General features: G+C 66.4%; 15 protein-coding genes. 6 read left to right on the top strand and 9 right to left on the bottom strand.

The annotated features are described in order from the left end of the window. Position 1: 1 nt before the first annotated feature. Both ACFQ2S_RS18625 and dctP read right to left on the bottom strand, forming a co-directional pair. Positions 2 to 1,930: a TRAP transporter large permease gene (locus ACFQ2S_RS18625; protein WP_386076789.1), complete on the bottom strand. Its 1,929-nt coding sequence runs from the start codon at positions 1,928 to 1,930 to the stop codon at positions 2 to 4. 97 nt (positions 1,931 to 2,027) lie between these two features. Next, complete coding sequence (gene dctP / locus ACFQ2S_RS18620; protein WP_386076787.1) at positions 2,028 to 3,023, bottom strand: TRAP transporter substrate-binding protein DctP; 996 nt, start codon at positions 3,021 to 3,023, stop codon at positions 2,028 to 2,030. A gap of 235 nt (positions 3,024 to 3,258) precedes the next feature. Between dctP and ACFQ2S_RS18615 the strand changes: the two genes are divergently transcribed. The 3 genes from ACFQ2S_RS18615 to ACFQ2S_RS18605 all read left to right on the top strand — a co-directional run bounded on the left by ACFQ2S_RS18615 (position 3,259) and on the right by ACFQ2S_RS18605 (position 7,577). After that, positions 3,259 to 4,446 carry a glycoside hydrolase family 88 protein gene (locus ACFQ2S_RS18615; RefSeq protein WP_386076786.1) on the top strand — a complete coding sequence of 396 codons (1,188 nt, stop codon included), beginning with the start codon at positions 3,259 to 3,261 and terminating at the stop codon, positions 4,444 to 4,446. Between the two features lie 107 nt (positions 4,447 to 4,553). Then, entirely contained in the window at positions 4,554 to 5,585 is a 1,032-nt protein-coding gene (locus ACFQ2S_RS18610) for a LacI family DNA-binding transcriptional regulator (protein WP_386076784.1), read from the top strand. 159 nt (positions 5,586 to 5,744) lie between these two features. Beyond that, positions 5,745 to 7,577 carry a DUF2264 domain-containing protein gene (locus ACFQ2S_RS18605; protein ID WP_386076783.1) on the top strand — a complete coding sequence of 611 codons (1,833 nt, stop codon included), beginning with the start codon at positions 5,745 to 5,747 and terminating at the stop codon, positions 7,575 to 7,577. A 24-nt stretch (positions 7,578 to 7,601) separates the two neighbouring features. On the opposite strand, the gene ACFQ2S_RS18600 is transcribed toward ACFQ2S_RS18605, so the two are convergent. The 6 genes from ACFQ2S_RS18600 to ACFQ2S_RS18575 form a co-directional block, all read right to left on the bottom strand. Further along, entirely contained in the window at positions 7,602 to 8,285 is a 684-nt protein-coding gene (locus ACFQ2S_RS18600; protein WP_386076781.1) for a cysteine hydrolase family protein, read from the bottom strand. 2 nt (positions 8,286 to 8,287) lie between these two features. Then, positions 8,288 to 9,067: a 3-oxoacyl-ACP reductase FabG gene (gene fabG / locus ACFQ2S_RS18595; protein ID WP_386076780.1), complete on the bottom strand. Its 780-nt coding sequence runs from the start codon at positions 9,065 to 9,067 to the stop codon at positions 8,288 to 8,290. A 25-nt stretch (positions 9,068 to 9,092) separates the two neighbouring features. Next, positions 9,093 to 9,893 (bottom strand): ABC transporter permease, encoded by an 801-nt coding sequence (locus ACFQ2S_RS18590; protein ID WP_386076778.1) that lies wholly within the window; start codon positions 9,891 to 9,893, stop codon positions 9,093 to 9,095. After that, the gene (locus tag ACFQ2S_RS18585) at positions 9,890 to 10,744 is read right to left on the bottom strand and encodes an ABC transporter permease (RefSeq protein ID WP_386076776.1); all 855 of its coding nucleotides are present in this window, start codon (positions 10,742 to 10,744) and stop codon (positions 9,890 to 9,892) included. Before ACFQ2S_RS18585 ends, ACFQ2S_RS18590 begins: the two co-directional genes overlap by 4 nt. Next, positions 10,731 to 11,804: an ABC transporter ATP-binding protein gene (locus tag ACFQ2S_RS18580; protein WP_386076774.1), complete on the bottom strand. Its 1,074-nt coding sequence runs from the start codon at positions 11,802 to 11,804 to the stop codon at positions 10,731 to 10,733. Before ACFQ2S_RS18580 ends, ACFQ2S_RS18585 begins: the two co-directional genes overlap by 14 nt. A gap of 73 nt (positions 11,805 to 11,877) precedes the next feature. Next, positions 11,878 to 13,011 (bottom strand): ABC transporter substrate-binding protein, encoded by a 1,134-nt coding sequence (locus ACFQ2S_RS18575; RefSeq protein WP_386076773.1) that lies wholly within the window; start codon positions 13,009 to 13,011, stop codon positions 11,878 to 11,880. Positions 13,012 to 13,246: 235 nt separating this feature from the next. On the opposite strand from ACFQ2S_RS18575, the gene ACFQ2S_RS18570 reads away from it, so the two are divergent. Both ACFQ2S_RS18570 and ACFQ2S_RS18565 read left to right on the top strand, forming a co-directional pair. Continuing rightward, the gene (locus ACFQ2S_RS18570) at positions 13,247 to 14,239 is read left to right on the top strand and encodes a phosphotransferase enzyme family protein (RefSeq protein WP_386076771.1); all 993 of its coding nucleotides are present in this window, start codon (positions 13,247 to 13,249) and stop codon (positions 14,237 to 14,239) included. Next, the gene (locus ACFQ2S_RS18565) at positions 14,236 to 15,558 is read left to right on the top strand and encodes an aspartate aminotransferase family protein (RefSeq protein ID WP_386076769.1); all 1,323 of its coding nucleotides are present in this window, start codon (positions 14,236 to 14,238) and stop codon (positions 15,556 to 15,558) included. Before ACFQ2S_RS18570 ends, ACFQ2S_RS18565 begins: the two co-directional genes overlap by 4 nt. Here the strand turns inward: ACFQ2S_RS18565 and ACFQ2S_RS18560 are convergent, their stop codons facing one another. After that, a complete protein-coding gene (locus tag ACFQ2S_RS18560; RefSeq protein ID WP_386076768.1) occupies positions 15,559 to 16,347 on the bottom strand; it encodes a DeoR/GlpR family DNA-binding transcription regulator in 789 nt (262 codons plus the stop codon). It abuts the gene before it with no gap. 258 nt (positions 16,348 to 16,605) lie between these two features. On the opposite strand from ACFQ2S_RS18560, the gene ACFQ2S_RS18555 reads away from it, so the two are divergent. Further along, positions 16,606 to 17,778, top strand: coding sequence for an osmoprotectant NAGGN system M42 family peptidase (locus tag ACFQ2S_RS18555; protein ID WP_386076766.1), 1,173 nt, complete (start codon positions 16,606 to 16,608; stop codon positions 17,776 to 17,778). The last annotated feature ends 6 nt before the right edge of the window (positions 17,779 to 17,784 follow it).

Genomic DNA, 17,784 nt, shown 5'->3' with positions numbered 1-17,784 from the left:
CTCACATCAGCCCGAGCATGCGCGGCAGCGCCAGCGAGATCGCCGGCACGAAGGTGACCAGCAGGAGACCCACGACCTGCACTGCGAAGATCGGCAGCAGGGGGCGGATGACGCTGGTGATCTTCTCGCCGGTGATGGAGCAGGAGACGAAGAGCACCGTGCCCACCGGTGGCGTAACGATGCCGAGCGCGAGGTTGTAGACGAGGATGATGCCGAAATGCACCGGGTCGATCCCCATCTCGGTCACCACCGGGTAGAGGATCGGGGTGAAGATCAGCATCGCAGGCGACATGTCCATGAAGACGCCGACGATCAGCAGGACGAGGTTGATCAGGAGCAGCAGCAGGATCTTGTTCTGCGTGATGGTTGTCAGCAGCTCGCCCACCGTGGCGGGGATCGAGGCAAAGGTCATCGACCAGCTCATCATCGCAGAGCAGGCGATCAGGAACAGGATCACGCCCGAGACCGCGGCGGTTTCCGCAAGGACGTCGAGCAGAGCCCGCGGTGACAGGCTGCGATAGAGCAGCGCAAGGACGAAGCTGTAGAGCACCGCGATGCCCGAGCCTTCGATCGCCGTGAAGGCCCCGCCGAGGATGCCGCCGATGACGATCAGAACGAGCAGCAGGCTGGGTGCCGCGCGCAGGAAGACGCGCAACACCTCGGCCGCGCTGTGCCGGGCATTCTCGCTCTCGTAACCGAGCCGACGAGCGTGCCACCAGGCCACCAGCATGACAGCGCCGCCCATGATGATGCCGGGCAGGTAGCCTGCGATGAACAGCGCGATGATCGAGGCGGAGCCGCCGGTGATCAGCGAATAGACGATGAGCGCGCCGGAGGGCGGGATCAGCATGCCCGCCGGGGCGGAGGCTGCGTTGACGGCGGTGCTGACCGCCATGTCGTAACTCTTTTCGCGCGCGACCGGCGTGATGATCCCGCCGATTGCCGTGGATGCCGCGATGCCGGAGCCGGAGAGCGTGCCGAAGAGCATGTTGGCCAGCACGTTGGACTGCCACAGGCTTCCCGGGATCCGCCCGCCGAGGATCATGGCGAGGTCGATCAGCCGCCGCGCGAGGCCGGTCCGGTTCATTATGTTGCCGGCGAGGATGAAGAAGGGCAGGGCGAGAAAGCCGAAGCTGTCGATCCCGTTGAAGACGGTCTCGCCCACGGTGGGAAAGACCAGGTCGGGCGGCAGTTGCAACGAGAGGGTGAAGACCCCGGCAAAGGCCAGTCCGATGGCGATGGGCGCGCCGATCAGCAGGAAGACCGTGAAGGTGACAAAGAGCACGACCAGAGAGCTGAACTCCAGCCGCTCCGCGATCATCGTCTGCGCCCAGCCGCTCGCCAGAAGCGCCGCCAGCGCGACGCTCAGAGCGGCAATGACCGCGGCGGCGGAAAGCAGTGCCGCGAGGTGCGCCTCGCCGCTGCGCAGTTTTCGTGCGATGAGCGCGACCTGGGAGACCTCCATCAGTACGCCGCAGATCAGCACGACCAGCTGCAAAGTGCCCATCGGGATCTGCAGGATCGGCGTCTTCATGAAGGTGTTGTTGAAATAGCTCTGCCAGCCGCCCCAGATCAGGATCGCGCCGAACACCATGATCAGCAGCGCATTGAGCACGCCGAACCAGTTCGCAGCCCGCTCCGGCAGGAGGTCGAGCACGAGCGTGAGGCTCAGGTGCTGCCCGCGCATGAAGCAGTATCCGGCGGCGAGGAAGCCCATCCAGATGAGCGAGAAGCGCAGCACCTCCTCGGTGACAACGCTGGGGGAGTTGAACAGGTAGCGGGAGAAGACCTGGTAGCAGATCGCCGTCGCCATGACCGCGAGCAGCGCCGCGACGACGACGGACAATGTCCGGCCGAGCACGGCATATGCACCGCCGATATGCCGGATGACGCCGCTTTCAGTGTGGACGCCAAGTTCGCTGCTTTCCATGGTCTCCCCCTTCAACCGGGGTGCGGCCTCAGGTCGCCTCCCCGAATGCGGCACCGGGCGACTCCTGCCGCCCGATGCCAGATCTGGCCAGATGGCTTCAGAACTCGCGGTTCTCGATTTCGAAGATCGTTTCGATCAGCGGCTTCTTGGCCTCGTCGGCGCGCGCGGCCTCGTACATTGGGCCGACGGCCTCGATGAAGGGGGCGGTGTCCACCTTGATGACCTCGACGCCCATCTCGTCGACCGCCTGCTGGAGCTGCTTGGCCTCGGTCGCGTCGGCAAAGGCGATGGATTCGAGGCTGACCTTCTCGAATTCCTCGACCACGGCGGCGAGATCCTCGTCGGAGAGGTCTTCGCGGAAGCGGACGGAGGTCACCACGAAGTCGGTGAGCCGGGTCTGATTGGTTTCCAGCGCGTATTTCGCGACCTCGCCGAAATTGGCGACATAAAGGCCGGCAAGCCCGCCTTCGGCACCATCGACGATGCCCTGCTGCAGGCCGGAATAGAGCTCGCCGAAGGGCAGCGGCGTCGGCACTGCGCCAAAGAGGTTCAGCATCTCGATGTAGGTCGGGCTCGACATCGTGCGCAGCTTCATGCCCTTGATGTCGTCGATGCTCTCGACCGGCTTGGTGGTGTAGATGCTGCGGAAGCCTGAGGAGAGGAAGCCGAGCGGCCAGAAATTGTGCTGTTCCGCGGCGGCGAAGAGCGCGCCACGCACCTCCGGGTTGGTCATCACGGCGCCGTATTCCTCTGAAGTGCGGAAGACGTAGGGCAGGTTCACCACGCCGAAGGCGGGGATCACGTTCTCAAGGGCGGCGGAGTTGATCAGGCCCGCATCCACCACGCCCCGCTGGATCTGCTGGAAATACTGCAGCTGGTCGCCAAGCTGTCCGTTCATGAACAGCTCGAACTCGACGCGCCCCTCGGTGCGCTCGGCCACGGCGTCGGCGAACTGCTTGATCAGCTGGCCGGCGGTGCTGTCATCGGAGACGTTGGTGGCCAGCCGATAGCTCTTGGCGGCGGCAGGCACCGCCATGGCCGAGATCATCAGCGCGGCAATCAATGGTTTCTTCGCAATCTTCAGGATGTCCATGGGTTCCTCCATCTGCTTCGTGGGCCCGTGCGGTTCCTCCGCCCATCGGAAGGCTTTCGTTCTTGCGAAACTTTCGGCGTTGGCTGTGGCCGCGGCTGGTCGATCCAGGTCTGGAATCAGGCTTCACTTCACGAGCTGCCGAAAACTAGGCCGAAAACGAAGTTATCGTCAATAAATATTTCGTAATTGACGAAAGTTTCGTGTTATGCGAAAGATGGCGTCAGAGGAGGCCGTCATGGACAGCAAGTCATCAAGCTATTTCGCGTCGGACGAGATTGCCGCGGGGAATGCCGCCTATGCGGACGCTCTGGGCAGGGTGGTTAAACGGACGCGGGAACTGCTGCAGGTGGCCGGTCTGCGCAACCCGCGGATCGGTGAGGCGACGGGCGGCACCCGGTGGGTCTGGTGCGACGGCTACGACTGGGTCATGGGCTTCTTTTCCGGCCAGCTGTGGCTGAGCTTCCAGCTCAGTGGCGATCCGGTGTTCTCCGGTGCGGCCCGTGCGCGGCGCGCGCAGTTCCAGTGGGTTCTGGACAATCGCCGGGCCCAGGACCACGACCTCGGATTCCTGTTTTCCCTGCATTCAATCGCGGACTGGCGGATGACCGGTGACCCCGCCGCGCGCGAGATGGCGCTCGCGGCGGCGCGCATCCTGATGTCCCGTTTCCGCGAGGAGGGCGGCTACATCCAGGCCTGGTCGCCGTCCGACCCCGAAGATCGCACCCGGTCGAAATTCGCCAACGGCCGGATGATCGCCGACACGATGCAGAACCTCGCCCTGCTGCACTGGGCGCATCGGGAGACCGGGCGGCAGGATTTCCGGGAAGTGGCTGACGGCCACGCCGCCACCACCGCCCGCTACCTCCTGCGGGAGGACGGCACGAGTTTTCACACATACATCTTCGATCCGGCGACGGGAGAGCCGATGCGGGGCGAAACGCACCAGGGATATGCAGACGAGTCCTGCTGGTCCCGGGGGCAGGCCTGGCTGCTGCACGGTTTCGCCCAATGCCATGCGGCGACAGGCGCGGCGGAATGGCTGGACGCCGCGCGCAAGGTGGCGCACCGGACCGAGGCCTTGATGGGCGAGAGCGCCGTGCCGGTCTGGGACTTCGCGCTGCCGGCAGACGGCACCCACCCGGTGGACAGCTCCGCTGGCGCCGTCATGGCGGCAGGCCTGCTGCTGCTCGCCAGCCTGACCGAGGGCGAGGAGGCCGCGCGATGGCGCGCCTTCGGCGAGCGCTGCCTCGACGGCCTGCTGGCGAGTTGCGACCTGACCGGGGATCCGACGGCGCAGGGGCTGCTCGCGCATGGGGCGGCCTTCGTCCATTCCGGGCGCAGCGACACGATGCTGCCCTATGGCGATTACTATTTCATGGAGGCGCTGATGCGCGCCCAGGGCCATGCAGACTTCTTCTGGTGAGCCCAGGCCGGGCGGCCACCCCGGAGCTTGCGGCCGCGGCGGCGGGCGGGTTAAGTTTCGCGAGGCCCGAAACCCTTTCACCGACCTGACCAGTGGAGCCAGCGCCCGTGGATGCAGAAACCCCGGAAGAACCGACGCTGAAAGACATCGCCCGCGAGGCGGGCGTCTCGGTCGCGGCGGTCTCCAAGGTGCTGAACAACCGCGAGGGCGTCGGCGCGGAGACGCGGGAGCGGATCTCCCGCATCGCCCGGGATCTCGGCTATCGCGGTCGGGGCGGGCGCGGCGCGGCGCGGGGGCTTGCGCGGGCGACGCTGGTCACGCTCGACCGTTACGTGATGAACGATGCGTTCTACGGCGCCATCATCGCGGGGATCCTCTCGCATGGGAAGGCGGCGGATATCGACATAAGCGTCTCGGTGGTCGCCGGGACGGAGCCGCGCTGCCTGCAGCAGCGGTTCCGGGACGAACCGCCGACGGCGCTGGTGCTTGTCGGGATCGACCAGCTGGAGCTCGTGTCGGAGGCGGTGGCATTCGGCTGCCCTGCGGTCATCGTCAACGGAATGGACCGGACGATGCGGCTGCCCAGCGTCTCGCCGGATTATCACTTCGGGGCCTGGACGGCGACGCGGCACCTGCTCTCGCTCGGCCATCGCGACATCGTCCATGTGACCCATCCCTACCGCGAATCCATCGTCCGGCGCGTGGACGGCTTCCGCAATGCGCTGGAGGAGGCGGGCATCGGCTTCAGTGCCGAGCGCAACCTGCTCGACCTCGGGTCGCCGGAGATGATGACGCTGGCGGCCGGAGGGGCGATCGGCGCCTACCTGGACCGTCGCGACCGGCTGCCCGATGCGCTGTTCTGCGTGAACGATATCGTGGCGCTCGGCGCGATCCAGGAATTGCAGGCGCGGGGCCTGTCGGTGCCCGGCGATATCTCGATCATGGGGTTCGACGGTCTGCCGATCGGCGCCCATTCGACACCGGCGCTGACCTCGATGGAGACCGACCGCGAGGCGCTTGGCCGGATCGCGATCCAGCTTCTGGCCGAGCGCGCCGAGTTCCCGCAGCGGGCGGTGCAGCGCGTCACGGTCGGGGTGCACCTCGAAGATCGTCAATCGACCGGGCCGCGCCGGGGCTGAGGCCAAGGCGCGCCATTCCGTATCGCCAATTCCGTTTGGACGACGCCTATGCCGCCGCGTGCGGTGCAGGCTGCGTTCACGCCCGGCGGGTGCCCCCTCCCGCACCCGCCGGCCCCGTTTGCCGCCCGCGGCAAAAGCGTCGAGACGACTGAACCGGCCATGCCCCATCCATTTTCCCCGACAAATTCGCCGACCGACCGCGCCGCCCTCGCCGACTGGGCCGGGAACCTGATCCGCCCCGCGGCGGCGCTGGTGCCAGAGGGCGGCGCCCGTCTCCGGCTCGGTGTCTGGGGGGCGGATTACGATGCCGTACCCGCCGAGATGGAGGCCTTCGTCCGGCCGCTCTGGGGGCTCGCTCCGCTTGTCGCGGGCGGCTTCGATGCGCCCGAGGCCACGACGTTTGTCCGCGGCATTGCCGCCGGCACCGACCCGGCGCATCCGGACTACTGGGGCGAAGTCGGGCCGAGCGATCAGCGCATGGTCGAGATGGCGGGGATCGCAATGGCTTGGCTCCTCGCGCCGCAGGCGTTCTGGGAGCCGCTGGACCGCGAGGCGCAGGTCCGCGCCGCGGCATGGATGCGCCAGATCAACGACCAGCCACCCTCGGACAACAACTGGCTGTATTTTCGCGTCTTGGTCAATCTCGCGCTTGCCCGGCTGGGTGAGGATTGGTCCCGACCTTCGGTCGAGGCGGCGCTGGACCGTCTGGACGCGTTCTACCTGGGCGAAGGCTGGTATCGGGACGGGGAAAAGAGGCAGATCGATTATTACGTGCCGATGGCCTTCCATTTCTACGGGCTGGTCCTTGCGCAGCTGGGGGGCGATCAGTTCCCCGAGCGGGCGCGTGTTCTGCGGTCGCGGGCGCGCGCCTTTGCCGAGAGCTTCCAGGTTTTCTTCGCGTCCGACGGCGCGGCCATCCCCTTCGGCCGGTCCATGACCTACCGCATGGCGCAGTCGGCCTTCTGGGCGGCCTGCGCCTTTGCGGGCGAGGAGGCGCTGCCCTGGCCCCGGATCAAGGGGCTGCTGATGCGCAACCTGCGCTGGTGGTCCTGCCAGCCGATCACCGACCGCGATGGCGTGCTCTCCATCGGCTATGCCTATCCCAACCCGCTGATGTCCGAAGGCTACAACGGGATCGGCGCACCGAACTGGGCGCTCAAGGCGTTTCTCGTCCTGGCGCTCGACCGCGACCACCCGTTCTGGCGCGCCGAGGAGGAACCGCCGGAGCATCTGCCCGAAGTGCAGACAGCCGTGCCGGCCGCGGGGTTCCTGCTGCGGCGGGAGCGCGGACAGGCGATCCTGCTCACTGGCGGGCAGGACGCGCGCGCCTTCCGTGGCTGCGACGCGAAATACGGCGGTTTCGCCTATTCCTCCGCCTTCGGTTTCTCCGTGCCCAGCGATGCGACCGCGCCCGAGCGGCCGGAGATGTCGGCGATGGATTCGGGGCTGGCGGTCAGCCGGGATGGCCTCGCCTGGCTCCGGCGGGGCAGGGTCACCGACGCGGGGCTTCAGGACGGGATGGCATGGGGGCGATGGGCGCCCGACGGCTGGCTCGAGGTCGAGACCTGGTGCGACTTCGCGGGCGAGGGATGGCATCTGCGCCTCCACCGCATCCGCAGCGCCGATCCGCTGGAGATTGCAGAGTCCGGCTTCGCGATCGACCGGACCGGCATGGCGGAACCGGTGGAACCCAATGAAAGCGGGTCGGTCTTCCTGCGCAATGCCTCGCTTGTCTCGGGACTCCGTGATCTGAACGGGACGCGGAAGGCAGAGGTCATACGCGCCGCCCCCAACACCAACATCCTGCACCCCCGAACCGCTATTCCGCGCCTTGTGGGCAGGCTACCGGCCGGCGAAAGCCTGCTCGTCACCGGCGCGCTCGGGTGTCCGGTTGGAGCGTGGAGCGGGGCTGAGCCGCAGATTTCCGAGGCGTTCCTGCAACTCTGCTCCCGTATGGGAGCCGACCCGCGGCAGGTGCCTTCGGCAAGCTGAACCCGCGCAAGGGTTGAGGACGGTCTAGGACACCGCGGCGCCGATGGGCAGGCCGCGAAGCTCGGCGCTGCTCATGACATGGCAATGGATCATGTTGATCACCCGCAGCTCGTGCTCGTGCAGTTCCATGGTGGCCGCCGCGCAGCAATCCTCGATCACCAGCACCTCGAAGCTCTCGTCGGCGAGGCTGCGGACGGTGGAGGACACGCATTGATCGGTGAAGATGCCGGCGCAGATCACCCGTTCGATGCCCATGTTGTGCAGGATCATCCGCAGGTTGGTGCCGGTCAGCGCGGAATCGGTCGTCTTGGTTACGACAATCTCGTCGCCCTGCGGCCCGACCTGTTCGACGATCTGGCTGTCCTCGCGATCCTTGGGCAGCAGCAGGTAGTTGAACCCCGGTTTCTTCTGCGAGAGCGACCGGTCCCGGCCGTCTTCCCGCAGGCAGGCGATCCGGGCATGCATCACCTCGATCCCCTCGCTGCGGGCCCAATCCTGAAGCGCGCGGGTGTTTGGAATGACCGTCTGGTTCATGCGCTCGAGAAAAGACGCCCAGCGGGCGGCCTCCTCGGGATCTTCCGGCGTCTCCAGGTAGGTGTTCTGGATGTCGATGACCAGCAACGCGGTTTTCGCCGCGTCGAGCGCGATGTCCTCGGGCTCCTCTGCCCCTGCGTAGTAGAAGGAGCGCCAGTCGGTCTTCCAGCCCATGCTCAGATCTCCGCGATCGCTTCGAGGCTTTCGGGCAGGATTTGCCCGCCATCCACGACGATCTGCTGGCCGGTGATGTAGGCAGCCTCGTCCGAGGCGAAGAAGAGCGCGGCATTGCCGATATCCTCGACCGCGCCGAGGCGCTTCAGTGGGATCGACGCGGACATGGTGGCAAGGTAGTCCTCGCCCAGGTCCTGCAGCCCCTCGGTATAGATATTGCCCGGCATGACGGCGTTGATTGTCGTGTTGTAGCGCGACAGTTCCATCGCCGCCGTCTTGAGAAAACCGAGCTGGCCGGCCTTCGAGGCGCCGTAATGCGACCAGCCGGGAAAGCCCGTCACCGGCCCGGTGATCGAGGAAGTCACGATCACGCGCCCCTTGCCGGCGGCTTCGAACTCAGGGATGCAGGCCTTGACGCAGAGGAAGGTCGACTTGAGGTTCGTCGCCATGACGCCGTCCCAATCCTCGGGCGACATCTCGACCATCTTCATCTGCGGAAAAATCCCGGCATTGGCGCAGAGGATATCCACCGCGCCGAACGCCTCCTTCGTCGCCGCCACGAGGCCCTGCACATCGTCCCAGTCGGCCACGTCGCAGAGGTGATAGGCGGCGGAGCCGCCGGCAGCCTCGATCTCGGCCACGGTCGCCTGCGCAGCCTCTTCTCCGCGCGCAGCAATCATGACCTTGGCCCCTTGGGCGGCGAATACCCTGGCGATGCCCTTGCCGATGCCCTTGGAGCCACCCGTGACGATGACGGCCTTTCCGGCGATGGAGGTGAGCATGATGAATCCTTTCCGATGGGGAGTGTCAGGTGGCCGGGCGGAGTTTCCGGATCGCCCAGGCCAGCAGGAGTGCGAGGATCACGAGGATCGCCGAGGTCGCAACGGTGAGCATTCCGACCGTCGGCACCAGCGGCGAGTATCCGGAGACCATCTTGGCGAAGAGCCATTCGGGCAGCGTGCTGTCGGCGCCGGTGGAGAAGAGCGAGAGCGGGAAATTGCCCCAGCTCAGCAGGAAGGCGAAGAGCCCGGCGGAAGTCACGCCCGGCATCAAGAGCGGGATGGTCACCTCGCGCAGCGTCTGCCACTGGTTGGCGCCCATGTCCCGCGCGGCCTCTTCCAGCGCGGCATCGAAGGAGAAGGCGCGGATCGAGACCACGAGCGTCGCGATGGGCGCAATCCAGACCAGGTGCGCCACGATTGCCGTCTTCCAGCTCGGGATGATGCCGAGCGCGTTGAACCACATCAAGAGCGCCAGCCCGAGAACTGTCTGCGGGAAGAAGATCGGCAGCAGGATCAGCTTCTGGTACGTCTTGCGGAAGCGCCAGTTATAACGGGCAAAGGCGAGCGCGCCGAAGAAGCCGATGATCATCGACAGGATCGTGACGACGCCGGCCACCTTGAGCGACACGACCAGCAGGTCGCGCACGGTGTCGGAGGTCAGGGCCTCTTCGTACCAGCCGTATGCGTATTTCCGGATCGGGAAGGAGAGGTAGCGCGCCTTGGAGATCGAGGCGAGCCCGACCGAGACCAGCGGCAGGTAGAGAAAGCCGAGGATCAGCAGGCCGTAAAGGACGAGCAGGAAGGTGGTGAAGCGGGAGGTCTTCATGATTTTCCGCCCATCATCTTGTCGAGGTCGGCCTTGGAGATCGCCCAGATGGCGACGGTTCCGATGATGGCGATCAGCACCATTGCCAGCGCCGCGCCAAGCGGCCAGTTCTGGCCATAGGTAAAGGCCGTCTGCACCTCGTCGGCGATGGTGATGATCGCACGCCCGCCGAGCAGCTTGGATTCGGCCATGGCGCCCGCCGCCAGCACGAAGGTCAGGAGCGAGCCGACCATGATCCCCGGCATCGCCAGCGGGAGGTCGATCTCCCTGAGGATCTGCCAGCGGGTTGCGCCGAGGTCGTAGGCCGCCTGCCGCGCGTCGTCCGGCACCATCGAGATGCCCTGCGCCAGCGGGAATAGCATGAAGGGCAGGTAGACGTAGACGAGACCGAAGACGATGATCGGCCCGTTGTAGAGCGGCGCGTCGAAACCGGTGCCGGTCCAGTGCCGCCAGTAGCCCTCGATCAGCCCGCCCTTCATCAGCGTCAGAACCCAGCCGAACAGGCGGATGTTCTCGGAGACGAAGAGCGTCATCACCACGCCGATGGTCAGCACCAGCGTGAAGCGCTTGAAGACCTTGGCCATGCCAAAAGCCAGCGGCCAGCAGACGACGAGCAGGATCAGCGTCGCCGCCAGCGCCATGAAGAGCGACCAGGCGACCGATTTCCAGTACCCCTGCGCGAGCACCGTGCGATAGGCGGAGAAATCTGGCGCCTGGGAGAGGTTGAACACCTTCTCCGGCATGGTGGAGAAGGCCGCCACCAGCAAGATGGGGGCCAGGAAGGTCATGAGAAGAAAGAGCGAGAGCGGGGCCGAATAGAGCAGCCCCAGCCGGGCGTCACGCCGCTGCATCCCGAGCCTCCTCGATCAGGTGCGCGGCGCTCAGGTCGCAACCGACGCGCAGGGGCGCGCCGATGCCGCCTGCGACGCTGTTCTCGCGCAGAACCTCGACGATCATCTCCTGCCCGGTGGCGAGCATCATGCGGTACTGCATCCGGGAGCCGAGGAGGTATTCGGCCACGATCTCGCCCTCGAAGGTCAAATCCGCGGCATGTCCCTCCGGCAAGGTCCGCAGGCTTTCCGGGCGGATCGTCAGCGTGCCGGAGCGGCCAGCCAGCGCGGCCGCGGTCTCCGGCGTCATCAGCAGGCCCTCTGCCTGCCCGTTGCGGAGGTCGAAGAAGTTCACCTCGCCCATGAACTCGGCGACGAATTTCGACACCGGCCGGGCGTAGATCTCCTCCGCCGGGGCGATCTGCTCGAAGCGGCCGACCTTCATGATGGCGATGCGGTCGGACATGACCATCGCCTCCTCGAGGGAATGGGTGATGTAGATGAAGGTCTTGCCGGTGCGGCGGTGCAGATCCTTCAGCTCCTTTTCCAGTGTCTTGCGCAGCCGGTAGTCGAGCGCCGACAGCGGCTCGTCGAAGAACAGGATCTCGGGGTCGAAGGCGAGGGCACGGGCCAGCGCGACGCGCTGCTTTTCCCCGCCCGAGCATTGCTGGATGCGCTTGTCATAATAATCCCGGGGCAGGCGCAGCGTATCGAGCAGTTCCAGCGCGCGGGCCTTGCGCTCGGCCGGCGGCACTTTGCGCAGCTTGAGCGGGAACTCGATGTTCTGCCCGACCGTGCGGTGCGGGAACAGGGCCAGAGACTGGAACACCATGCAGGTCGGCCGCTTGTTGGCCGGCACCACGTCGATCCGGGTGTTGCGCAGCCAGACCGCGCCGTCGCTCAGCTCGTCCATGCCGACGAGGATTCGGATGAGGGTTGTCTTGCCGGAGCCGGACGGGCCGACGATGGCGAGAAACTCCCCTTCGGCAACGTTCAGGTCGACGCCATGCAGCGCGGTGAAGTCGTCGAACCGCTTGGTCAGGGCATTGATGCGGAGGATCGGTTGGGAGGCGTCGGTCATGTGCGATGTGTGATCCGGAAGTAGCGCCGCCCCCGGCGAACCGGCGGCGGGCGCATGGGGATGGTGCTGTGGATTAGCCGCGGCGGGCGGCGGTGTAGATTTCCATCAGCTTGTCGTAGTCGGCGACGCTGTCGTACTCGACCGAGCGCGCATTCTCCTCTTCGAGGCTGTCCCACTGGATCGCGTCGAGTTCGTCCTCGTCGTAGAGCGCGAAGACCTCCGGATCGCCCATCTGTGCGACCGGGTTGTAGGTGCCTTCGGCAAAGCCCACGGCCTTGGCGATCTCCGGCTTCTGGACGAACTCCAGGAAGTCGGAAGTCAGCGGGCTCGGGTTCGGGTTGTTGACGAGCGAGGTCAGTTCGGCCCAGACCACGCCGCCCTTGCCATCGATCGGCCCGGTCTTGGGCGTGATGCCGCGGATCTGGGTCATGCCGTCGAGACGCGCTGGCGAGGCCGTGTAGGTGCCGCCGGTGAAATAGGCGTCGATCTCGCCGTTGATCAGGGCAGTGTTCATGGCGACCAGGTCGTCGGTCATCATCTTGGCACCGGCGAAGATCGTCTTGGCGGTGTCCTCGAAGGTGGTGAAGCCGGCCTCGTCCAGCGGCTGGAACGGGTTCAGGTCGCCCGTCAGGCACATGTGGATGAGGTTCCAGTTGTCATAGGTCAGGATGCCGAAGCGCCCGGCCATGTCCGGCTCCAGGAACAGCTTCCAGCCCATGTCCTCGGCCATCTCGCGGCTGATCTTGTCGGTGTTCACGACAAAGGAAAACGGGCCGTAGCGCTGCGGCATGCCGATCAGCTCGGCATCCTCGGCGAAGGCGAGCGGGTAGGGAGGCGTGCCGTATTCCGGCGTCATCTTCTCGAAGAAAGGCAGGAAGCGCTCCTTGTCGAGCGGCTTGATCAGACCCTCGGGGTAGAGCATGCCGCGCGCCCAGGGCTGGTTGAGGTTGATCAGGTCCCAGACATTCACCTCGCCGGCGCGCAGCTTGTTGATCATGTCGGGGTCCGAGGTGCCGGATTCGGCGCGGACCGTGGCAGAGGAGAACATGTCGCGGAAGGGGCCGAGCACGTCATCGGTGTTGTAGCCCTCCCAGCAGAGGATGTTCAGCTCGCCGCTTCGGTCGGCGAGCGACATCGACGGGCGCAGCAGCGACGCGGCGCCTGCGGCACCGAGAGCGGCGGTAAGGGACCGGCGGGTGAGGTTCATCGGGCTCTCCAATTCTGTCGGATGCGCGGGCCGGCAGCCTGCGCGTTCAGTGGCGCCATGCGGCGGATCGGGCCGCGCGGCATGCGGAACTGCATGTGGTTCGTCCGGCGAACGTGCCGTCGCCTTGGCAGGACGCTCCCAAAGAATTTCTGCACTTGCAACACAAATGTTGCAAGTGGCAGAAAAAATGTTTTACAGACCAATCATGCGATCCCGAAGCGAGGAAATTTTCACCATGCTCTATCAAGATGATTTCATCGCGGGCTTGCAGGAGAGCCTTAAGGGCCTTCTTTGCAAGTGGAATCTTTCGGATGAGTCGGATCTGCGGCTGCTCACGGTCTCCGAAAATGCGACCTTCATCGCCCGGGATCCTGCGCGGCAGAATCCCGTAATTCTGCGACTTCACAGACAAAACTACCACAAAGTGGAAGAAATCCGCTCCGAGCTCGCGTGGATTTCTGCGCTGCGGCAATCGGGGGCGGTGGACACGCCAGCGCTGGTGCCGGCCGAGGACGGTGCGCTGGTCGTCTCGTTCGAGGATGGCGCGGACATCCGCCACGTCGTCGCCTTCGAATTCATGGAAGGCACGGAGCCGGATGCCGACGCGGCCTTGGTCGACGGGTTCCGCCTGCTGGGAGAGATCTCGGCGCGGCTGCACCGCCATGTGGAAAGCTGGGACGCGCCCGAGGGGTTCGCGCGCAAGACCTGGGATTTCGACAGCGCCTTCGGCGATGCCCCGCTCTGGGGAGACTGGCGCGCCGCTCTCGGCCTTACGCCCGAGGGCGAGGCTCTGCTGGAGCAGGCGCTGGAGCGTCTGAAGGCGCGCCTGGCCAGCTACGGAAAGGGGCGCGACCGGTTTGGCCTCGTTCACGCGGATCTGCGACTCGCCAACCTGCTCCGGAGCGACACCGGCCTCGGCGTGATCGACTTCGACGATTGCGGGTATTCCTGGTTCGTCTACGACTTCGCGGCGGCCATCTCCTTTCACGAACTCAATCCGATCGTGCCGGACCTCACCGCCGCCTGGCTCGAAGGCTACCGGACGGTTCGGGAGCTCTCGGCGGAGGACGTCGCGATGATTCCCGACTTCATCATTTTCCGCCGCCTGCTGCTGACCGCTTGGATCGCCAGCCATTCCGAGACCGAGACGGCCCGCGATGCCGGGCTGGCCGACTATACCGACGGCACCCTGACGATCGCGCGCGCCTATCTGGAGGGGCGGGCATGAGTGCCCCAACGGCTCAGGGGCAGGCCCGGCAGATCCTCGACATGAACGCCTATCGGCCCGGCAACGGCCAGAGCCGCCCGGTCGAACGGCGGCTCGCCAACCTCGGCGCCGCCTCGGTGCTGTTCTACCGGCAGCCGATCGAGATGGTCGGGGCGGAAGGCGCGTGGATGATCGCGAAGGACGGCACGCGTTATCTCGACTTCTACAACAACGTGCCCAGCGTCGGGCATTCCCATCCGAAGGTCGTCGAGGCGGTGAGCCGGCAGATCGCGCAGCTCAACACCAACACGCGCTACATCGTGTCGGTGGTCGATGACTACCTCGAGGCGCTCAAGGCCCTTCTGCCGCCGGAACTGTCCAATGTGATGATGACCTGTTCGGGCAGCGAGGCGAACGACCTCGCCATTCGCGTCGCGCGGGCGGCAACCGGGGGCACCGGGATCATCGTTACGGAGACGGCCTATCACGGCAACACGGCGCTGGTGACCGAGGTGTCTCCTTCCGCGCTCAAGCGTGGCAGCCTCCCGGAGAAGGTCATCGCGATTCCACCACCCGGCGCGGCGCATTTCGGCGAGGACATCGCCGGCGGCTTCCGCGCCAGTGTCGAGGCCGCGCTGGCCGAGTTCGGACGCCGCGGGATCCGGCCCGCCGCGTTCCTCGCGGATTCCATTTTCTCCTCCGACGGCATCCTCGCGGACCCTCCGGGCTTCCTGGCGCCCGCGGTGGAGGCGGTCCGGGCCGCAGGCGGGCTCTTCATCGCTGACGAGGTGCAGCCGGGTTTCGGCCGCACCGGCGACGCCTTCTGGGGCTACGCACGCCACGGGGTGACGCCGGATATCGTCACCATGGGGAAGCCGATGGGCAACGGTTTCCCGATGGCGGCGATGGTTGCCAGGCCCGATCACCTGGAGCAGTTCTGCGCGGACGTGGGGTATTTCAACACGTTCGGGGGCAACCCGGTGGCCGCTGCCGCCGGCCACGCGGTGCTGGACGTGATCTGCGAGGAAGGCCTGCAGGAGAATGCGCGCGAGACCGGCGCGCACCTGCTGGCCGGGCTGCGGCAGGTCGCTGCGGGTGATGCGCGGGTCACGGATGTCCGTGGGGCGGGGCTGTTCATCGGGGTCGATCTGGCCGACGAGGCGGGCCGCCCCGACCCGGCCTTCACGGTGCAGGTGATCGACGCGATGCGGGCCCACAACGTGCTGATCGGCGCGGCCGGACGATATGGCGCGACGCTCAAGGTCCGCCCGCCGCTCTGCCTGACCCGAGAGGAAGCCGAGCGCTTCATCGAGGCGTTCCGCGCCGCGCTCGCCGGATGATCAGGCCTTGGCGGCCACCATCACCCTGACCTCGTTGCGGTCGAGCGCGCGGGCAAGCGGGCCGTCGGGCGTCCTGTCCGTCACCAGGCACTCGATCTGGCTCCATTCGGCGTAGCGCGCGGTCGACATGCGGTCGAACTTCGAATGGTCGGCAACGATCATGCTGCGGCTGGATTGCCGGAGCATGGTCGCATAGACCTCCGCCGCCTCGATCAGCGCGTCGCTGGGGCCGTCGGGCGACAGGGCGGAGGCGCCAAGAATCGCCCAGTCGGCAGTGTAGTCTTGAAGGAACCGGATCGCCTGCGCCCCGTGCATCGCGCCTTCCGCGGCATGGTACTCGCCCGGCACCATGATGGTGCGGATCGTCGGGTTCTGGGCCAGCGCTGTCGCCACGGCAAAGCTGTGGGCGATGACGGTGACGTTGCGCAGCTCGAAAGCGAGCCGTTTGGCAAGGATCGCGGTCGTTGCACCGGAGCCGATCAGGAAGGTCTTGCCTTTCGCCAGCTCGACGAAGGCCCGCCGGGCGATCGCCTCCCGCTCGCGCACCAGCTGCCGTTCGCGCTGCGACAGCACCGGCTCGTTGCCCGCGCGCAGCATCGCGCCGCCGTAGGTGCGGCTTATCAGGCCCTGTTCCGCAAGCTCCTCGAGATCGCGCCGGATCGTCTCGGTCGTCACGTCGAGCCGGCTCGCGAGCGCCTTGACCCGCATCGTCGGTTCATCGGCGAGGATGGCCAGGATCTCGTTCCGCCGCCGGCCTTTCTTCGAGAGATTTCCTGCACCTGTCGGCAATGAACCTGTCTCCCGCTCCTATCCCCAAGACCTCCGCGGCTCGCCCGCATCCCTGAAGCTATTGCGCACCGGCGCGGGAAAGCCAAGTCCCGCGGGTGGGCGGGGCGGCGTCCCGGCAGCAGGCCGTGCTGCGTCATGCGGGGGATTTTCTGGCGCCGCTCCATGTGCAGCCGGCGAAATCATGGTATGCCCCGACCAATGCCCCGGGCCATGGCTCACAGAGGGCGCATCGTCAGACAGCAGGGGACCCGACCGTACATGTCCGAAACACCCACACGCCTCGACATCGACGTCGACTATCTTCAGCGCTGCCTCGCGGGCCTGTTGGAGATCCCGAGCCCGACCGGCTACACCGACGAGATCGTCCGTTCCATCTGTACGGAGCTGGAAAGCCTCGGGATCGAATACCAGCTGACCCGCCGCGGCGCGATTCGGGCCCGCCTGCCGGGACGACGCTCGGCCGGTGCACGCGCCATCGTCTCGCACCTCGATACCCTCGGCGCGCAGGTCAAGGCGCTCAAGCCCAACGGGCGGCTGGAGCTGGTGCCAATCGGGACCTGGTCGGCGCGCTTCGCCGAAGGCGCGCGGGTGACGATCTTTACCGAGAAGGGGGCCTATCGGGGCACGATCCTGCCGCTGAAAGCCTCCGGTCACACTTACGGCGACGAGATCGACAAGATGCCCATCGGCTGGGACCACGTGGAACTGCGCGTCGATGCACGGGCGGATTCCGCCGAGCAGCTCGGCATGCTCGGGATCGATATCGGCGACATCGTGGCCGTCGATCCGCAACCGGAATTCTCCGATACCGGCTACATCATCTCCCGCCACCTGGACAACAAGGCCGGCGTTGCGGTCATGCTGGCCTCCATGCGTGCCCTGATGGCCGCGCCGCAGCCGCCGGTGGACGTCTACTGGCTCTTCACCATCGCCGAAGAGGTCGGGCACGGCGCGGCTGCGATCCTGCCGCCCGAGGTCGCCTCGATGGTGGCGGTGGACAACGGCACATCGGCGCCGGGGCAGAACTCGTCGGAATTCGGCGTCACCCTGTCGATGGCCGACATGGGCGGACCCTTCGATTATCACCTCACCCGCAAGCTCGCCAAGCTGTGCCAGGAAAACGACATCCGGATGCGCAAGGACATCTTCCGCTACTACCGGTCCGACAGCGCCTCGGCGCTCGAGGCTGGCGCGGATGTGCGCACCGCGCTGGTGACTTTCGGGGTCGATGCCAGCCACGGCTACGAGCGCATCCACATGCACGCGCTGCGCTCGCTCTCCGAACTGCTCACGGCCTACACGCTCAGCCCCGTAGCGATCCCGCGCGACGAGAAGGACATTGGCGATCTGTCGGGTTTTACTCGCCAGCCCACCGCCGCGGCAAGCTCACCGGCACCGGCGCCGTCGGAGCGGACGGCCGACCCTGCGTGACGCGGC

This window comes from Tropicimonas aquimaris (assembly GCF_042676185.1).
Classification (GTDB): Bacteria; Pseudomonadota; Alphaproteobacteria; order Rhodobacterales; family Rhodobacteraceae; genus Tropicimonas; species Tropicimonas aquimaris.
This window is presented reverse-complemented; position numbering and strand designations above follow the sequence as displayed.

Bases quoted from the DNA above. Each gene is read 5' to 3' on its own strand.
- ACFQ2S_RS18625 (WP_386076789.1), bottom strand. From the start codon at position 1,930: ATGGAAAGCAGCGAACTTGGCGTCCACACTGAAAGCGGCGTCATCCGG.
- dctP (WP_386076787.1), bottom strand. From the start codon at position 3,023: ATGGACATCCTGAAGATTGCGAAGAAACCATTGATTGCCGCGCTGATG.
- ACFQ2S_RS18615 (WP_386076786.1), top strand. From the start codon at position 3,259: ATGGACAGCAAGTCATCAAGCTATTTCGCGTCGGACGAGATTGCCGCG.
- ACFQ2S_RS18605 (WP_386076783.1), top strand. From the start codon at position 5,745: ATGCCCCATCCATTTTCCCCGACAAATTCGCCGACCGACCGCGCCGCC.
- ACFQ2S_RS18600 (WP_386076781.1), bottom strand. From the start codon at position 8,285: ATGGGCTGGAAGACCGACTGGCGCTCCTTCTACTACGCAGGGGCAGAG.
- fabG (WP_386076780.1), bottom strand. From the start codon at position 9,067: ATGCTCACCTCCATCGCCGGAAAGGCCGTCATCGTCACGGGTGGCTCC.
- ACFQ2S_RS18590 (WP_386076778.1), bottom strand. From the start codon at position 9,893: ATGAAGACCTCCCGCTTCACCACCTTCCTGCTCGTCCTTTACGGCCTG.
- ACFQ2S_RS18585 (WP_386076776.1), bottom strand. From the start codon at position 10,744: ATGCAGCGGCGTGACGCCCGGCTGGGGCTGCTCTATTCGGCCCCGCTC.
- ACFQ2S_RS18580 (WP_386076774.1), bottom strand. From the start codon at position 11,804: ATGACCGACGCCTCCCAACCGATCCTCCGCATCAATGCCCTGACCAAG.
- ACFQ2S_RS18575 (WP_386076773.1), bottom strand. From the start codon at position 13,011: ATGAACCTCACCCGCCGGTCCCTTACCGCCGCTCTCGGTGCCGCAGGC.
- ACFQ2S_RS18570 (WP_386076771.1), top strand. From the start codon at position 13,247: ATGCTCTATCAAGATGATTTCATCGCGGGCTTGCAGGAGAGCCTTAAG.
- ACFQ2S_RS18565 (WP_386076769.1), top strand. From the start codon at position 14,236: ATGAGTGCCCCAACGGCTCAGGGGCAGGCCCGGCAGATCCTCGACATG.
- ACFQ2S_RS18555 (WP_386076766.1), top strand. From the start codon at position 16,606: ATGTCCGAAACACCCACACGCCTCGACATCGACGTCGACTATCTTCAG.